Origin of the sequence: Virgibacillus sp. L01, assembly GCF_052246775.1 — a bacterium.
In the GTDB taxonomy this organism is placed as follows: Bacteria; Bacillota; Bacilli; order Bacillales; family Amphibacillaceae; genus Lentibacillus.
On record NZ_JBQQCP010000007.1, the window covers coordinates 191,593 to 210,010 of the forward strand.

At 36.8% G+C, this 18,418-nt stretch carries 11 protein-coding genes; 5 read left to right on the plus strand and 6 right to left on the minus strand.

Annotation, left to right across the window (positions count from 1 at the left end; all coding sequences use genetic code 11):
• The first annotated feature begins 386 nt into the window (after positions 1–386).
• Complete coding sequence (locus tag ACTWQM_RS14265) at positions 387–1,697, plus strand: Na+/H+ antiporter family protein (RefSeq protein ID WP_443258830.1); 1,311 nt, start codon at positions 387–389, stop codon at positions 1,695–1,697.
• Positions 1,698–1,752: 55 nt separating this feature from the next.
• The gene (gene pdaA, locus ACTWQM_RS14270) at positions 1,753–2,553 is read left to right on the plus strand and encodes a delta-lactam-biosynthetic de-N-acetylase (RefSeq protein WP_443258831.1); all 801 of its coding nucleotides are present in this window, start codon (positions 1,753–1,755) and stop codon (positions 2,551–2,553) included.
• A gap of 22 nt (positions 2,554–2,575) precedes the next feature.
• Here pdaA and ACTWQM_RS14275 read toward each other — a convergent pair whose 3' ends face one another.
• Positions 2,576–4,621 (minus strand): ABC transporter permease subunit, encoded by a 2,046-nt coding sequence (locus ACTWQM_RS14275; RefSeq protein ID WP_443258832.1) that lies wholly within the window; start codon positions 4,619–4,621, stop codon positions 2,576–2,578.
• Positions 4,622–4,714: 93 nt separating this feature from the next.
• Entirely contained in the window at positions 4,715–7,702 is a 2,988-nt protein-coding gene (locus ACTWQM_RS14280) for an EAL domain-containing protein (protein WP_443258833.1), read from the minus strand.
• Between the two features lie 211 nt (positions 7,703–7,913).
• Here ACTWQM_RS14280 and mbcS point away from each other — a divergent pair, with 211 nt between their 5' ends.
• On the plus strand, positions 7,914–9,491 hold the full coding sequence (gene mbcS / locus ACTWQM_RS14285; protein ID WP_443258834.1) for an acyl-CoA synthetase MbcS: 1,578 nt from the start codon (positions 7,914–7,916) through the stop codon (positions 9,489–9,491).
• A gap of 84 nt (positions 9,492–9,575) precedes the next feature.
• Here the strand turns inward: mbcS and ACTWQM_RS14290 are convergent, their stop codons facing one another.
• The 4 genes from ACTWQM_RS14290 to ACTWQM_RS14305 form a co-directional block, all read right to left on the minus strand.
• Positions 9,576–10,286, minus strand: coding sequence for an ABC transporter ATP-binding protein (locus tag ACTWQM_RS14290; protein ID WP_443258835.1), 711 nt, complete (start codon positions 10,284–10,286; stop codon positions 9,576–9,578).
• A 1-nt stretch (position 10,287) separates the two neighbouring features.
• A complete protein-coding gene (locus ACTWQM_RS14295) occupies positions 10,288–11,898 on the minus strand; it encodes an ABC transporter permease (RefSeq protein ID WP_443258836.1) in 1,611 nt (536 codons plus the stop codon).
• A 241-nt stretch (positions 11,899–12,139) separates the two neighbouring features.
• Positions 12,140–13,207: a Fe(3+) ABC transporter substrate-binding protein gene (locus ACTWQM_RS14300; protein ID WP_443258837.1), complete on the minus strand. Its 1,068-nt coding sequence runs from the start codon at positions 13,205–13,207 to the stop codon at positions 12,140–12,142.
• Positions 13,208–13,406: 199 nt separating this feature from the next.
• The gene (locus ACTWQM_RS14305; protein WP_443258838.1) at positions 13,407–14,441 is read right to left on the minus strand and encodes an LCP family protein; all 1,035 of its coding nucleotides are present in this window, start codon (positions 14,439–14,441) and stop codon (positions 13,407–13,409) included.
• Positions 14,442–15,179: 738 nt separating this feature from the next.
• On the opposite strand from ACTWQM_RS14305, the gene ACTWQM_RS14310 reads away from it, so the two are divergent.
• Both ACTWQM_RS14310 and ACTWQM_RS14315 read left to right on the plus strand, forming a co-directional pair.
• Positions 15,180–17,309, plus strand: coding sequence for an AAA family ATPase (locus ACTWQM_RS14310; RefSeq protein ID WP_443258839.1), 2,130 nt, complete (start codon positions 15,180–15,182; stop codon positions 17,307–17,309).
• A 218-nt stretch (positions 17,310–17,527) separates the two neighbouring features.
• Entirely contained in the window at positions 17,528–18,397 is an 870-nt protein-coding gene (locus ACTWQM_RS14315; RefSeq protein WP_443258840.1) for a ComEC/Rec2 family competence protein, read from the plus strand.
• The last annotated feature ends 21 nt before the right edge of the window (positions 18,398–18,418 follow it).

The window sequence follows — 18,418 nt, forward strand, 5'->3', positions numbered from 1 at the left end:
TGAATAAGCAATTGAAGATAAATAGAATAATATTCTCAGTTATTTGAACTAATATTTTTAATTTTTAATAACAAATATCACTACAAATAGGATGCAAATAGTTATACAAATTTAGTTATATTTTTAAGTGTGATTCTGACTTTTGTGATAGGAAACGGAACCCGTTAAAACTTTTCAGGGGTTTTTTATTAACCAGAAAACGAGAACATCAACAGAAGAGTGCAAACTTCAACTGGAAAACGAAAACAGTCAGCAGAAAGACCGACACAATCTGAGGATTTTTTAAAAAGGGGGTTGATTTTATCACTTTAATACTTTATCATGATGAAGTATTAAATTTATGATGAAAAAGATAATGTAATAGAAATAGAGAGGGGAAATCGAAAATGGAATGGGTTGTAGTTGTATCGGTGCTAGTCATGACCATTCTTAGTTTACTGCGGGTAAATGTTATTATTGCAATTATTGCAGCAGCCATTACTGCAGGCTTGATGTCTGGACTCAATATTATTGAATCAATTGAAATGTTAGTAAGCGGCATGGGTGGTCAAGCAAGTACAGCATTAAGTTATGTCCTGCTTGGAGCATTTGCCGTTGCAATCAGTTATACAGGAATAACGATGATTCTAGTAAATTACTTAATTCGAGTTTTAACTGGAAAGAAAACAATTACATTACTGGTAATTGCTGGTGTGGCATCATTATCTCAAAATCTTGTACCAGTTCATATTGCATTTATACCAATTTTAATTCCACCGTTATTAAAGCTTTTTGATGACATGCGAATGGACAGGCGTGGTGTTGCAACTGCCCTGACATTTGGTTTGAAAGCACCTTATGTTATGATTCCTGCTGGTTTCGGTCTCCTTTTTCACGAAGCAATTGTTAAAGGGATGAAGCAAAGCGGAGCTGATATAACAATTACAGAGTCAGCGTTATCGATGCTAATACCTGGTTCCGGTATGATAGTTGGTCTACTGATTGCTGTGTTTATAACTTATCGCAAAGATCGAGAATCGATTTCGGGAGCAGGCGGCGGTGAAGTGAATTTTTCCGCACCAAAATTGGAACAAGTTAAATTTAACAAAAGCCATTTCCTAACATTGATTGCCATTGTAGCGGCATTAGCAGTTCAATTAATAACTGGGAATTTAATTGCTGGTGCATTAACTGGTCTTGTTCTCATGTTCATGCTGCTTGTTGTACCATTTAATAATGGGGATAAAGTTGTTTCGGATGGTATTTCCATGATGGGGACAATTGCCTTTGTAATGCTTGTTGCTTCTGGATTTGGAAAAGTTTTAACAGAAACTGGTGCAGTAGATGCATTAGTTGAAGTATCTTCTGGATTTCTTGGGAATAATAAACCGTTAATAGCATTTATTCTACTGCTTGTTGGGTTAGTTGTTACAATCGGTATCGGATCATCATTTGGAACAATTCCAATTTTAGCGGCACTTTACGTACCAATTTGTATTGCAGCAGGATTCTCACCAATGGCGACAGCTGCACTAATCGGAACTGCTGGAGCATTAGGTGACGCGGGATCACCGGCTTCAGACAGTACACTTGGACCAACATCCGGATTAAATGCAGATGGTAAACACCACCACATTTGGGATACGTGTGTGCCAACGTTTATGCATTATAACATTCCATTATTTATTTTTGGCTGGATTGGCGCAATCATTCTCTAAAATGAATAATTAATGATTTATATGGAAAAAGTAAGGAAGAAATGGGTGGGTTGTTATGCGAAAATGTAGTTTTTCAGCATTAATTTTCATCTTGACTATCCTTACTTTTTTTCCGTATAGTGAAACGATTTTTGCGAGTAATGGCTATGGATGGGGATTTAAAAAGAATACCGAACACAAAATTCCGGAAATCGGCAAGTACAAGGAAATACTGGAAAAGTTCGGATCGTATTACGCGGATGACTCTGGGGATAAAGTGCTTTATATAACGTTTGATAACGGTTATGAGCAAGGCTATACTGATGAAGTTCTGGATGTCCTTCAAAAAGAGAACGTTCCAGCTGCATTTTTTCTGACTGGACATTATGTAACAAGTCAACCAGATCTTGTTCAGCGAATGGTTGATGAAGGGCATATTATTGGAAATCACTCGTATCATCACCCGGATTTTACTATTGTATCAAAGGAAACGATGAAAAAGGAACTGGAGTCCTTGGAACAGGCTGTATCCGATGTGTCTAATCAAAAAACCCTTAAATATTTGCGGCCACCAAAAGGTATATTTAGCGAAAAGACACTTAAGTGGGCAAATGAGTTAGGATACATCCACATATTCTGGTCGCTGGCGTTCACAGATTGGAAAACCAGTGAGCAAAAAGGCTGGAAATACGCATATGAAAATATAATGAAACAAATTCATCCCGGTGCAGTAATACTTCTCCATACCGTGTCATCAGATAATGCACAAGCATTGGATAAATTAATTACGGAATTAAAACAGCAAGGCTATACGTTTAAAAGCTTGGATCATTTAGTATTAAAAAATATGCTGCCAGATGCTATTTATGGCTATTAACCAAAAAATAACGGTGTTCCAATTATGGAGCACCGTTATTTTTATAGCCATTAACCATCCGAAAGCTTTCGGAATTGATGGTGTAGTCAGTCTTATTTGCGGTATCGCGTTTATAACGTTTTTTATTCATCTTACGCAAATTATAAATAACACCAACTTTCGTCTGCTGAATTTCTTTTACACCTTGAATGATAAACTGCATTGCAAAAATACTGAGGATGAAAGCAATCAGTACCCATGCCACAATCCAATACTTTCCTGAAGAAAGAGCATTCGTTGTTGAGCCGAGCATTCCAGACCATTCATACGTGATTGATCTTGGTGGATCCTGGACAGCTCCGAACGTCTTGTTGGTTCCGCCAAAGAAGAAATTGAAAATCCCTAAGTGCATAAAAATCAGCAGCACCTGAATGAATTGCTGACCAAGCAAAATTGTCATCCGCGGTCCGATATGCGGTAGCACATGCTTCCAGAAAATATGAAAGTTACTTCCCCCAAGAACACGAGCACTCTTGATAAATTCTGAATTCAACACCCGCTTCATTTCATTCCCTGAAAGCACTGAAGTCAGTGGCACAACAAGTATGGTCAAAATAATGATTTCAAATAATATACGTTCAGTAAACGTGTAAGCGAACCCATTGAACTGCTCCATCAGGATAGGCCGAAGCAGTAAATATGCAATTAGACTTAATGGTAGAAAGTGAATAGAATCGACCGTCTTTTCAATCCAATTTTGCTGTTTTGGTCCCAGTCCAAATGAAAAAAGTATTCCACCGACCATCCCGAAAGCTACTCGGAGAAAGGCAATAATTAAGGCAAAGATTAATGTATATTTGGCACCGATAACCAGCATATCCGAGATACTGAATCCCAAACTATCAGATCCCAGTAAAAAAGGATCTGGCGGTGGATGTGGTGGCGTGCTTTTTATTGTAACACCATCTGATTCGTATACTATTCTGGCTTTATCAATGTGGTTATCGGTCGTTATGGGATAAAATACACTGTAACTGATTATGACAATGAAAAATAGGCTTCCTATCGCAAATTTCCAGTTCTTCATGTGTCTGAAAAACACCATGAATGGCGCAAGCACTGGTTTCCATGGCCGGAATCCAAATCTTCTCCATTTGATATTACGAAATCGCACAAGTAATTCTTTGATAGAGAAGAAAGATAATCTACTTCTGGGAGGTGTATCATCCCCAGTAAAAGACATATCCTGCCCTGTCCATAAATCAACCAGCTGGAAAATTAAAAAGAAAGGCGTGAACAGCAAAATTAGTGATACAGCAATTGTCATAGGTGTGAAACTTTCAATAATGAAGAAACTAAATCCGTGTACATTAAAAATGCGCTCGATAATAAATTGGCTTGAAAGTGTTGCCCAAAGTATTATTTTAGTGTGATGAAACGTTGTTGGAAGAATATTTTTTAATATGTGCCGTACAAGTACGCTGAATTTCTTAATCCCTTTACTTTTCAGGAATATAACGTAATCCTTCGTGAATTCCTCTTCAATCATCAACAGTAGAATCTTGAATAAGGAGACCATTGGTAAAATTGCTAGTGTCACAATAGGGCCGGCGTATGCTTTATCATCCAGATAGGTCGCAACCTGGAATAGTTCAATTTCATATGTCTGTTTAACATAGATAACAATCATCTGCAGAACAGCTGCAATGACGATGTCAGGAATAGATTCAAGAAAATCAAGCAGTCTCTTAACAATATGTAGTATTTTTTTTGGTAAGAAATTTGTAAAAAGGGCAAAACTGAAGGCCAGCACAAAACCAAGCAGCAGAGCACCAATAAGTATCTGCATCGAATAAATAAAAGGCTCCCACAATGTTCCAAGCAGCGGAAATTCACCCCGCGAGTTTGGCACTTGATAAACCCAAGATTCTGGCTGAACGAATTTAACGAGAAATGTGCCAAGATCCTTGAAATAATTCAGCGGATTAGACAGACCTGATGTCTGAAAAAATTGTGGGAAGACACTTATACAAATAATTCCGAAAACTCCGAGTGTATAAAAAAACAGTAGTTTAGCTAACTTAATCATTGTTCCAGAGCACCTTTTCAGTAGTATAATATATCTAGTATATCGAAAATAAATGAAAGTGCATAGAGCTGTCATTTACAGCTCTATTACACATTAAGTATTGTTTTTTTGGATATACGTATAGGGATTTTGGTTAATAAAATTTGTGTCAGGTATTGTGTGATTCAGCCTTAGCAGAACACTCATTTTATTAATCACACCTGCCAAACGGTCCTCTTCATGTTCGCTAATGTTAAACTCTATACCATAATGGAATGTATCCCGTTTAGCCTCATCCTTCCAGACTAATAACCCATCAAGCTGAAACTCCTCACCCATTAATTCAATATCGAAAGTAAGTTTGATTGTCGAATTAACAGGCAGCTTAAGTGACGAAAGTATTTTTAACCCACCAAGGCCAATATCCTCAACTAATACCTGAGCAGATCCCAAATTAACCTTTTTCTCATTTACTTCAATAATTGTCATTTCACCAAGGGCTGGAGAAGGGAATTTCAATCGATAAAAACTTCTCCGTTCATCCTCAGGCTTTTTATTTACTTTAGGTTTAGTAGGCTTAATATATCCTGTTTCCAGCATCTGTTCAAATGTGTCTAATGCAACGGGTTTAGAGAATAAGTAACCCTGTATTTCGTCGCATTCTTTTTGTTTTAGGAAATTAAGCTGTTCATATTCTTCGACACCTTCAGCTATAACTTTCATCTCCATACCTTTTGCCAAGTGTAAGACGGAAGAAATAATAGCAGTGTCCTTTTTATTCTCTTCGTTTATATTCTGGACAAAAACCTGGTCAATCTTAATGGTATCAGCGTTAAATTCCCTTAAATACGTAAGTGATGCAAACCCGGTTCCAAAGTCATCAATTGCGATTTTAACGCCCAATTCTCTCAAACCGTCGAGGGTGTTTAATACATTTTTTTCACTCTTCAATAAGGACCCTTCCGTAATTTCGAGCTCGAGGAATTTTGCGGGCACATCATATTTATTGAGCAGGTCTGCCACAAATTCAACCAATCCTTTTTTCATGAACCGGATTGGCGATACATTGATTGAAATAGGGCGAACAGTATATCCTTTATCTTTCCATATCCGTATTTGTTTGCAGACATTTTCGATTACCCAGTCACCAATTTGATGGATAAGATGATTTTCTTCAGCTAATGGAATAAATTCTCCAGGTGACACCATTCCCCATTGCTCGTGATTCCAGCGAATTAACGCTTCTGCACCTTGGATGACACCAGTTGATGTGGCTACTTGGGGTTGATAATATATTTCAAATTCTTCTTTTTCAATGGCTTTACGCATATCTTTTTCCAGTACATATTTCTTATATGAGGTAATATCCCGTGTGAATGAGTACAACTGGTAATTATTTTTTCCTAGTTGTTTAGCGTGAAATAAAGCAGCATGAGCACTTTCAATTAAATTTAGCTTGTTATCGCCATCTTCGGGATAAAAGCTAATGCCAATACTTGTAGTCACATACATTTCGTACTCTTCAACAGTGACTGGCTCTTCAATCACCTCAATGATTCGCTCAGCCAGGTTGAAAATAAATTCCTTCGACGGGTAGTCTTCAAAGAGAACGATGAAGTCATTACTGCTGATACGGGCAAGATAGCCTCCATCTGTTAATGTCGATAATAATCTGCTTGCGACTTTTTTAAGGACTTCATCACCAATCTGATATCCAAGTGAATCATTGATAAGTTGGAAGCGATCCAAGTCGAGGTAAAATAAAGCAAATTGATTTGATTGTTCATCTTTGCATAAGTTATCTACTTTTTCATATAAGCTGCGCTGATTTGGAAGAGCTGTTAAAGTATCATGCGTTGCAAAATGTTTCAGCTGTTCCTGCATTTCAATTTCTCCGGTTGCATCTGCAAGCATTCCAAATAAGTGGGTTAGTTGTCCTTCGTCATTAAACCAGGGTAAGGTTTGGTCATAAACCCATTTGGTAGTTCCATCACCACAATTTATCCGATACTTATGCGAAAGGGATTTGCCTTGGGTAAGTAATTTTTGTTGTTCCATTACTTCTTCTTTGTCGGACGCATGGACCATGTTTTGCCAGATTACTGCTTCGTTGTATAATGTGTCTAAAGGATATTGCAGTATCTCTTCTGTACCCTTAGAAACATACTCTACCTTACCTGTATCATATTCCTTCAGCCAAAATCCTACTGATAGATGGTCAAGTAATCTTCTTGTGTTTCGTTTTGACTCATCCATCCGAGTTTCCAAAAGCTGCTGGGTCGTATAGTCTCGTACTACCCCTATAAGTTTATATGGCTTGTTATGTTTCCGCATTACTTCAGCTTGCACTCTTAAGTACCGTGTTTCATTAGTCTTCCCATGAAAAATTCGAAATTCCGAGACATAACTTGTACCTTTTTCAATTGCTTGCCGGACCGTGGTACTTGCCTTTTCGTAATCATCCGGGTGCATAAATTCAAATGGGGTATCCATTGATACGTTAGATTGACTTTTATCTAATCCAAAAATGTCATAGGTGTAGTCAGAACAGAATATTTCATCGTCATCAATAACGTATTCCCAGCTTCCAATTTCAGCAATCTGCTGGGCATATTCCAGATGACTTTTGTTTAACTCTAACTCCTCCAGTGTTTGTTGATGTATGGTGTTATCCCGAACAATGATACTTACCCCTTCAATAGCTTCATTTGATTGTTTAACAGGAATAAACGTAAGATTTATATGTAATGTTTCTTTATATTTATTTAATACAGTTAATTCATGTCTACTTGTTTCGCCTTTTAATGCTTGATAGAATGCTGATTTTAATTGATGATAGTTCTTTTTACTCAAAGCGCTTTTATGGTCAAGTGATTCACTTGGAGTATATCCAAGGAATTCGTTTATACTGCCCCTATTTTGAGAAAGGATTTCCCCGTTTGGTGAGAGAACGACAATTAGGTCCGGGTGATACATTGCTAAAGAAGCAGAGTAGTGTTGTAACAGATTTTTGTCTGAATCATCTTCTGTTGTATTATCTTTCCTTTCCTTGAATAATAATGATAATAGATTTGAACCATGCTTATCAGAATTGTTCCCCATACTAATCATCCCTTCTTCACTTTAATGGTATAAAATAACCACTATGTACATTAAAAGTACTTATATTGTAATACAGAAGGTATATCATTGGAATAGTATTTTGAAAAATTTGTCGATATAAATCGAATTCTGGCTTAGTTTTTAAATTTATTTAAAATTTTCCAAACCTTTGCTATAATAAAATAATATCCTAAGCATTGGAGTTGATAAGATGAACAGAGATGATTTAATTGCTCCCAAAGATTATAATATCGTAATGGAGATGGAGCGTTTTGCAACAGATCCAACTAAAAAAGCTTTGATTTGGAAAGATGATAAAGGTGCGTCAAGAGAGATTACCTATGAACAGTTGATGAAGAATGTAAATAAAATTGGAAACGCATTCCTGGAAAATGGTTTGAAAAAAGGGGATAAAATCCTCATTATGATTCCAAGATTGATAGAAGCATATGAAACATATTTGGCTGCATTAAAAACAGGTATTATCATTATCCCGAGTTCAGAAATGCTGAAAACAAAGGATTTGCAATACCGAGTCAGTCATGGTGAAGTAAGTGGGGTAGTAAGTTATTATCCATTTGTTGATCAGTACAAAGACATTAAAGAATATGATCAATTAGCATTGTTTTCAGTAGGGAAACAAGTTGAAGGCTGGCATGATTTGGACTCATTAAAAGAACAGGCTTCTGATCAATTGGAAATGGCTGATACCAAAAGTGATGAAATTGCATTTCTGCCATATACATCAGGTACAACTGGGAATCCAAAGGGAGTTGTACATACGCACGGATGGGGGTATGCTCACCTGAAAACAGCCTCTGAGAATTGGTTATGTATTAATGAGGGGGACAAGGTATGGGCAACAGCAGGCCCAGGCTGGCAAAAATGGGTTTGGAGTCCATTCTTATCTGTACTAGGTGCGGGTGCAACCGGGTTTGTTTATAATGGTAAATTTGATCCGAAAACATATTTAGGTCTTTTGCAGGATAATGAAATTAATGTATTGTGCTGTACGCCAACTGAATATCGTTTGATGGCGAAAGTGGATAATCTAACAGACTATCAATTGCCTGCAATGCACAGTGCGGTTTCAGCAGGAGAACCTTTAAACAGAGAAGTTATCGATACGTTCCAAAAATATTTTAATGTGACCGTTCGTGATGGCTATGGTCAAACAGAAAATACATTATTGTTAGGTTTTATGAAGGGTATGAAAGTAAAACCAGGATCGATGGGTAAACCAACCCCTGGCAATGATGTAGACGTTGTTGGAGAAAATGGGGAGCCGGTACCGGTAAATGAAATCGGTGATATCGCAGTTAAACTGGACTGCCCGGCACTGTTCAGGGAATATTACAAGGATTCAGAACGAACAAAAATGTCACAGCGCGGTAACTATTATGTGACAGGTGATCAGGCATCAAAAGATGAAGAAGGATACTTCTGGTTTGAAGGACGAAGTGATGATATTATTATTAGTTCCGGCTATACTATTGGACCTTTTGAAGTGGAAGATGCTTTGGTTAAACACCCATCTGTTCAGGAATGTGCCGTTGTAGCAAGTCCAGATGAAATTCGCGGAAATGTGGTTAAAGCATTTATCGTACTGCAGGAAGGTGTTGACCCTAGTAGCTCCGGGCTGGTTAAGGAACTTCAGGACCATGTCAAAAATTTAACAGCACCATATAAATATCCAAGACAAATTGAGTTTATTGAAGAATTACCGAAAACTACCTCTGGAAAAATTAGAAGAGTAGAGTTAAGAAAGAAGGAAAATGTTAAAAAATAACTAAGGAAACATGGCATTACTGCTTAATTGCTAATAAAACCTAACTGCTCATAGCCAGAGCAGTTGGGTTATTAAATTCGTCATTCATTTAATTGCTTCTAATCGTTTATTATCGACAGTATGAGTGGTACAAATAGATTCCCATTCATAAGCTGCACCGTCGCGCATTGTAATGATGCGATCAGCAATCGCACGTGCGTCTCTTCTGTCATGGGTTACAAAAATAGATGTAATACCCGTCTTTTTAATTATATCTTTTAATTCATTTCTAATTCTAATCTGTAAATCAGCATCTAAATTACTGAATGGTTCATCGAGCAATAGAAGTGATGGTTTAGGAGCTATCGCTCTTGCTAAAGCTATACGTTGCTGCTGACCACCACTGAGTTCATGAGGATAGCGTTTTTTATAATTGACCATATTGATTAATTCAAGCACTTCATCAACACGCTGCTTCTTTTCCTTCTTGGTATGGCCCTTCAAACCGAATTGAATATTCTCAGACACAGTCATATGAGGAAATAATGCATAGTCCTGGAATACCATACCAACGCCTCTTTTTTCTGGTAGAACAAAATGGTAATCATCTGTCATAACTTCATTGTTCACTGTAATTGAACCTTTTAGCGGAGTTTCAAGTCCAGAAAGCAGACGCAGTACAGTACTTTTTCCACTACCGCTTTCACCAAGAATAGAGACAATTTCTCCCTTGGTAACATTAAGGTTAAATTGATGTATAATATTCTCTTTTGAATTTGAGTAGCAAAACGAAACATCTTTGATTTGAATATACATGTTATCTGGGCCCCTTTTCTAAAACTTGGTGAAATATATAAATCGCAATCCCGCTGATTATTATAATAATAATAGATGCTAAAGAAGCTTCTTGTATTTGCTCATTACTAGCATATTGAAATGCTTTAGTCGATAGTGTATCAAAGTTAAACGGTCGTAAGATTAAAGTTAGTGGGAGTTCTTTTAGTATTTCAATAAAAGATAATAAAAACCCACTAAGAATCGCACCTTTTATTAAGGGGAAATCAACCTTAATAAAAGTCTTTGTTATTCCCATGCCTAATATACGTGATGCCTCTGTATATTTACTCCCGATTTCATCAAACCCGGATTCAATCGCATTAAATCCAACCGCTAGAAATCGGACAACATATGCAGATATAAGCATAAATAAACTAGTGCTCAAGAATAGCGAAGGTTGCATTCCGATAGACTCATAAACACCAAAAAGTAAATTATCAATCTTTATAAAAACTGTAATAATACCGACTGCAATTACAGCACCAGGAATTGAATAACCAAGAATAGTGATACGTGAAGATGTCTTGGCAAGAAAACTCTGATGCATACGTGCAAAGTTAGCAATGATAACAGCAAATGTAACAATAATAAGTGACCCAAAAAATGCTACAAATACTGAATTGCCAATTAACGTTACAAATACTGGTTCAATAATTTTTCTATAGGTTAAAAGCATCCAATCAATCAATTGGATAAATGGAATTAAAAACCCAAGCCCAAATATGATAGAACAATAACTAAATGCAATCCAGCGTTGCCATCCATTTAATCGTATTGTGTAAAGCGGACGTACTTTAGCGGACGACTGACTATACCGTCTGCGAGAACGGAGGAGCTTTTCAATAATTAGAATAGAGAAGACAATAAACATAAGCGTTGCTGATAATTTAATAGCAGCATTTAAATCGCCCATTCCAAACCAAGTTTGAAAAATAGCTGTACTAAAAGTTTGAATACCAAAGTATTTGACCACACCGTAGTCATTCAATACTTCCAGTAAAACAAGACTGACGCCTCCAACAATTGCACTTCGGGAAATTGGAAGAACGATCCGAAAGAAAACGGTATACGCATTCCCCCCAAGTAAACGGGCATTCTCAATCAGTGAAGAAGACTGGTTAGCTAAAAAAGTACGGGTTATCATGTATACGTATGGATACAGAAACACTGTAAAAATAAAAATTGCCCCAGGAAGTGTCATAATATCAAAGTAGTCCTGATTTAAGGTTACATTAAACCTATTCCGTAATATTGTTTGAATGGTTCCTGTGTAGTTTAGTATCCCATTATACGTATATGCAGCAATGTATGGAGGGATTGCTAACGGTAAAATTAACCCCCATTTAAAAAAACGTTTTAGTGGGAAGTCATAAGCTGAGATAAGCCATGCTAAACTGGTTCCGATTAAAATAGTAAGTATGCCTGTGAATAGTATAATAATAGAAGTGTTCTTTAACAGTAAAGGGAGGATATATTCTTGTATATGCTGCCAATTGGAAGTTTCTTGCGTAAAAAAGTTCAATAAAATTGAAACGTTTGGTAGCAGAATCAAAATAACAATAAATAAGGATAAAAATGTCCATAAGTTCATATAACCAGGTAACTTTCGATACAGCTTCAAACACGTACACTTCCCTTAGTCATGGATGAGGTTCTACACATGATAATTAATAAGGTATTAATATACTAATGATAACAGTTCTCAATTATAATGTATATCAAAATACTGCATCTTTTATAACATGGATGCAGTATTTTTAAGCGGTTTAGGAAATACATAAGTCCATTTAGAATTTCACCATTAAGGGTTGGCGAGCGAATTTCTAATCTTATTATTTCCATCCAACTTTATTCATTATCTTAATTGCTGTATCGTTATTTTCTCCTAACTCGGTTAGGTTAAGATCCTGTTCTTTAAATTCACCCCATAATTTCAATAGCTCAGTTGGTTCCACATCTGGATTGGCAGGGTACTCATAGTTAGCTTTGGCAAATTGCTCTTGAGCATTTTCAGTTGTTAAAAATTCTATGAATTTAATAGCATTCTCTTTATTCTTACTACTTGCTGTTAAACCGACTCCACTAATGTTTACATGGGTACCAGTTGTTTCTTGGTTTGGAAAAATGATACCAAGTTGTTCGGCTGCTTTTACTTGTTCTTCCTCTTCAGAATTCAGCATTTTACCTAAATAGTAGGTATTCATTACTGCTACATCACCTTCACCTGCAGCAATTCCAATTGCCTGGTCACGATCTCCACCTTTTGGGTCTCTTGCCATATTATCTACAATGCCTGAAGCCCACTTTGTAGCACCTTCCTCACCATCGATAGCAATTAGTGATGCTAATAAGGATTGATTGTATATGTTAGAAGATGAACGAATTAGTACTTTATCCTGAAAAGTATCGGATGTTAGATCTTGGTATGTTTGAATATCTTCAGGATTAACCCGGTCTTTATGATAAGCAATTATACGAGCTCGCTTTGTTAATCCAATCCAATTATTTTCTTCATCACGATACTTATTCGGAATATTTTTGTTAACCGTATCACTTTTTATTTCCTGCAGTAGCCCTTTTTCTTTCGCAATGTGCAGACGTCCTGCATCAGCTGTAATAAATAGGTCAGCCTCAGATGCTTTTCCTTCACGGTCCAACCGTGCTATTAACTCATCATCTTTACCTTTAATAACATTAACTTGGATTCCTGTCTCTTCTGTAAACTGGTCATATAATTCCTGGTCAGTTTCATAATGACGTCCTGTATAAAGGTTGATTTCTCCTTTAGCATCATTAGACACTTCAGAAGTATCACCATCCTCTGAAGTATTTCCGCATGCAGCTAATGAAAGTATAGATAATAAAGCGATTATGCTGATTATAAAAAATCTTTTTTTCATAAGTAATCTCCTTTGATATTAAGTGTATGTACCTAATTGATAATGAGTTTCATTTTCAATTATTATTTTACAGAAAAAAGAAAACAAGTCAATGAATTTATGAAAATTAATTAGGAACTTTGAGTAAAAGGATCGTCAAAGTTAAACACTCATAACATGAGGGACGTCGACGTATCGAACTATCCCATTCTTATCATTATCATTCATCCTGAACTTTATCAGCAGATAACTCCAATTCCTGCTTTAATTTCTCTGATATCTCAGCAAGGCCGTGATTAGAAGGGATGAAATAAGATAACCCATTTACCCGTTGATTGGATCCTTCTATTTGAAATGTTTCAATAGCTGCGGTATCTATTGAGGAGTATTCCTTTTCTAAAGCATAGATTTCAGCTGGCTTTAAGCTGGTTTTAACATGCTCACCAAGGATATCTGTTATCTCTCCAACTTTAAAAATAGTACCAACTGATATTGCTTCGCTAATAGCTGCTTTAATAAACTGGCGCTGTCTTTCATCACGGGGATAAGTACTATTCACCGCCCTTTTTCGCATCCGGACGAAAGCCAGTGCTTCTTCGCCACTTAACTTTGAGGTACCTTTCGTAAAATAAATTCTCTTATCATTATTATAGATATTTTTCTCCCAGAAACCTTTCTTAATGTCTACTGTCACACCACCAATTGCATTAACAATATCACGAAAGCCTTCGAAGTCGACTGCAGCGTACTCATCAATTGGTATATCAAGCAGATCTTCCACTGTTTCGACCGTTAGTTTTGATGCGCCATATCCGGAAAGGGAGGCATAAGTATATGCTGCATTAATTTTGTGAAAACCAGCATGTTCCTGTCCAACAGCTTCTGCCGGTAAATTAACTCTGGTATCTCTTGGAATCGATGTCATTGTCATCTTGTTCGTGTCTGGATTGAGTGTAACAACTATCTGCGTATCGGAACGTCCATTTTTTCCACCGGTAGAATAGTTTTCAATCCCCATCAATAAAATTGAAATAGGATCTTCTCCGATTGTAACAGTATCGTTTCGCAGTTCGGATTTACCCCCAGGACGATCTAATCCATTATAGGAGTCTTTAGCAGCATTGAATGTTTGAAGAAATAAGTAACCTCCAACTCCAATGATAATTATTATAAGAAAGAGTACTGAATACAACACTCGTTTCTTTCGCTTTTTTGATTTCTCCTGTTTTCTGCGTTCTAACCGTAAGTCCTGCACTACAAATCCTCCGCTCCAAAACATCAGCATTTAAATGAGTTCTACTAAAACATGGCGATAAGCCAAGCATTTCTAATATTTATTGTAAAGATTATTATATGTAATTTAAAGGAATAATAGCAGTTTGAAATGTTTTAAAATATTGGTTATTGGATAAAACATGTAATGATCAAAAATTGTTAGGCGGATAAGAAAGTTTATCTGCTTTCCTACTTCATGAGTTGATATAACAATATTATTGGTTTTTATACAATAAGGAAAAGAAGTATTAAAATCCGGGATGAGGGTCCGATAATCAGTCGAAGTGAATCCTCATTCCGCTAAATAGCAGAAAAGATGCTCTCAGAAGGGTGTGACGGATCCTCATTCCGCTATTAGTAGAAAATCAGCCAAATTTGAGGCAAAAATAACAAATAGCGGAATGAGGATCCGAACCCAAGCTTAAAACAAGGGTTTTGAAGGAAATAACGGAATGAGGATCCGCCAAAATAGTAAACCGGGTCCTCATTCCGCTAAAATGGGTTCTTCAACAAGAAGGGCGAAATGTATGCTAATTATTATGGGATTTCCAATGCTTCCAAAACTGATCCCGTTAGGCGAAAAGCCAAGTTTTTTTAAAAAAAAATAATCTCAAACACTTGAAAGTCAAAATTGGTCAGAGTATAATGAAGTTAAAGGTCAAATATAGTCAAAGTCAAACCTTTTAAAATAAATGGAAATCACAAGGAGGAGTGACATATGAAGTGTCAACAATGTGGTATTCACCCAGCATCAATTAATGTAGCCATGCAAATCAACAATGAGAAAATGCATATGCACGTTTGTAATGAATGTTTTCAAGAAATACAAGGTCAATTAATGAGCGGTGGTTATGGATCAGCTCAAAATAATCAAGATAGTTTTGCGGATGAATTTTTCCAAGGGAATGGTCAAAGCTATACCGGAACAAAGGCACAACAACAAGCAGGTAATGGCGATGGATTATTGGATCAGCTTGGTAAGAATGTAACAGACGCAGCACGTGCTGGTTTAATCGACCCTGTTATTGGTCGGGACAATGAAGTGAAGCGAGTTGTTGAAACGTTAAATCGCCGAAATAAAAACAATCCTGTTTTAATAGGGGAACCTGGCGTTGGTAAAACAGCTATTGCTGAAGGACTAGCCCTTAAAATTGCTGAGGGAAAGGTATCAGCCAAGCTTATGAACAAAGAAATTTATCTGTTGGATGTTGCTTCACTTGTAGCAAATACAGGTGTTCGTGGACAATTTGAAGAACGGATGAAGCAACTTATTCAAGAACTGCAATCACGTAAAAATGTAATTTTATTTGTTGATGAGATTCATTTATTAGTAGGAGCTGGCACTGCAGAAAGCTCGCAGATGGATGCAGGAAATATTCTGAAGCCTGCATTAGCTCGAGGCGAAATGCAATTGATAGGTGCTACAACATTAAAGGAATATCGTAAAATTGAGAAGGATGCGGCACTAGAACGTCGTTTCCAGCCAATCATCGTAAAAGAGCCTTCAGCAGATGAGGCAATACAAATTTTAAACGGAATAAAATCTCGTTACGAAAGCTTTCATGAAGTTCGATACTCTGAAGAGGCAGTTAAGGCATTTGTGACATTATCACAGCGCTATATCCAGGACCGCTTCTTACCAGATAAAGCTATCGACCTTATGGATGAAGTTGGTTCGCGTTTAAATCTTTCAAATGCAGAGAAAGATTCCAACTCAATTCAGCAAAAAATAGACGAGGTTGTCAGTGAAAAAGAGCAAGCTGCAGAAAAAGAAGACTATGAACGAGCAGCGAATTTGCGCTATCAGGAAATTCAATTGCAAAAGCAACTGGAAACAGCTAAAAACGACGAACAGGTTGTCGATGTTGATGTAGCTGATATTCAGTTAATTATTGAAGAAAAAACTGGTATTCCTGTAACAAAACTGCAAACTGATGAGCAAGAAAAAATGAAAAATATCGCAGAAAATATTGGAACAAAAGTTATTGGACAACCGGAGGCAGTTAATAAAGTAGCCAAAGCAGTTCGCCGCAGTCGTGCAGGTTTAAAATCTAAATATCGTCCAATTGGATCATTCTTATTTGTTGGTCCAACTGGTGTAGGAAAAACCGAGTTGACTAAAGCACTCGCTGAAGAATTATTCGGTTCCCGTGAAAGCTTAATTCGTCTAGACATGAGTGAGTATATGGAGAAGCATGCAGTGTCTAAAATTATTGGATCACCACCAGGTTATGTAGGGCATGAGGAAGCGGGGCAGCTAACTGAACGTGTTCGACGCAACCCATATTCAATCCTCTTGCTGGATGAGGTAGAAAAAGCACATCCAGATGTACAGAATATGTTCCTGCAAATTATGGAAGATGGCCATTTGACTGATTCACATGGTCGAACAGTAAGCTTTAAAGACACTGTAATCATCATGACAAGTAATGCTGGAACTGGTGTGAAGGAAGTTAATGTTGGATTTAATAAAGACGCACATGAATCAGTTTCAACACTTGAAAACTTAAGTGATTATTTTAAACCTGAATTCTTGAACCGTTTTGATGGTATTGTTACCTTCAATGAACTAGCTGAGGATCATTTAATAGAAATTGTTGATTTAATGCTTGCAGAATTAGAAGAAAGAATTGAAGAAAATGATATTAGGATCACAGTAACAGATGATGCAAAAAGAGAATTAGCACGACTTGGCTATGATCGCCGCTTTGGCGCAAGACCATTACGCCGTGTTATCCAAGATAAAATTGAAGATCAATTAACAGATCTGATTTTAGAAGAAGAAACAGTTGAAGCTGTTCAAGTAGATGTAACAAATGGTGAGATTGTTGTTGTAAAAGGTGAATAATCTTTAACAATGGGAAGCCGCTGACATAAGTTGTCAGCGGCTTCTTACGTATTGGCGTGGTTGTTCAACCGGATATGTGAGAACTTCAACCAGTTGGGAAGTGGCAGTCACCGCACTAAAATAGTCACCTCAAAAATTGACCCACTGACTCTGTATTTTTCAATTGATTCGGTGGAAAACTATAAAGAAATTCCAAATTTGATAAAAGGATGTCTTTCATGCAGAGATATTTACGTGTGAGCTTATCGATCATGTTGTTGTTTTTGGTTTTAACCTGTTCCGGTCAAAATGTTCATGGGGAACAAACCGAATTGGATGTCCACTTCATTGATGTTGGCCAAGGGGATAGTATTTTGGTACAAACCCCTTCTGATAAAAATATTCTAATTGATGGTGGTCCACCGGATGCAGGAAAAGAGGTAGTTGCCTTCCTTGAGGAACATAATGTTGAAAAAATCGATTTGTTAATTGCTACACATCCTGACATCGACCATATTGGTGGTTTGACGCGCGTCATGAAGTCATTTGAAGTTGAACGGATTATTGATTCTGGAAAGCTGCATTCGACTAAGACATATGCAAAGTATATCAGTCAGATACTGAAACAACGTATTCCTGTTGAAATTGCTAAGCAAAATACATTGATTCAAATTGATCCACTTTTTAAAATAAGAATATTAAATACACACACTGGAAATAAAGATAATAACGAATCATCAATTGCATTAAAAATCAGCTTTAAGGAAACAGACTTTTTACTTATGGGGGATGTCGAAAAAGAACAAGAAAAGAAACTGCTGAAAAGGTATAATTTGCAATCCGAAATTATAAAAGTTGCACATCATGGATCAAGCACAAGCACTTCAACGGAATTTTTGGAAGAGGTAAGCCCGGAACTTGCAATCCTCACGTACAGCGAGAAGAATGACTATGGTCACCCTGTTGATCGTGTAATAAAAAACTTGATCAAGGTTAATGCAGCTATATACTCAACCGCAGTATTCGGCGATATCACTATTAGTACTGATGGTGAAAGCTACCTTATTATAGCCGAGAAAAATCCAACAGATAATTTAAAGGTTAGCTAAGGTTAGCTAATTAAATTTACA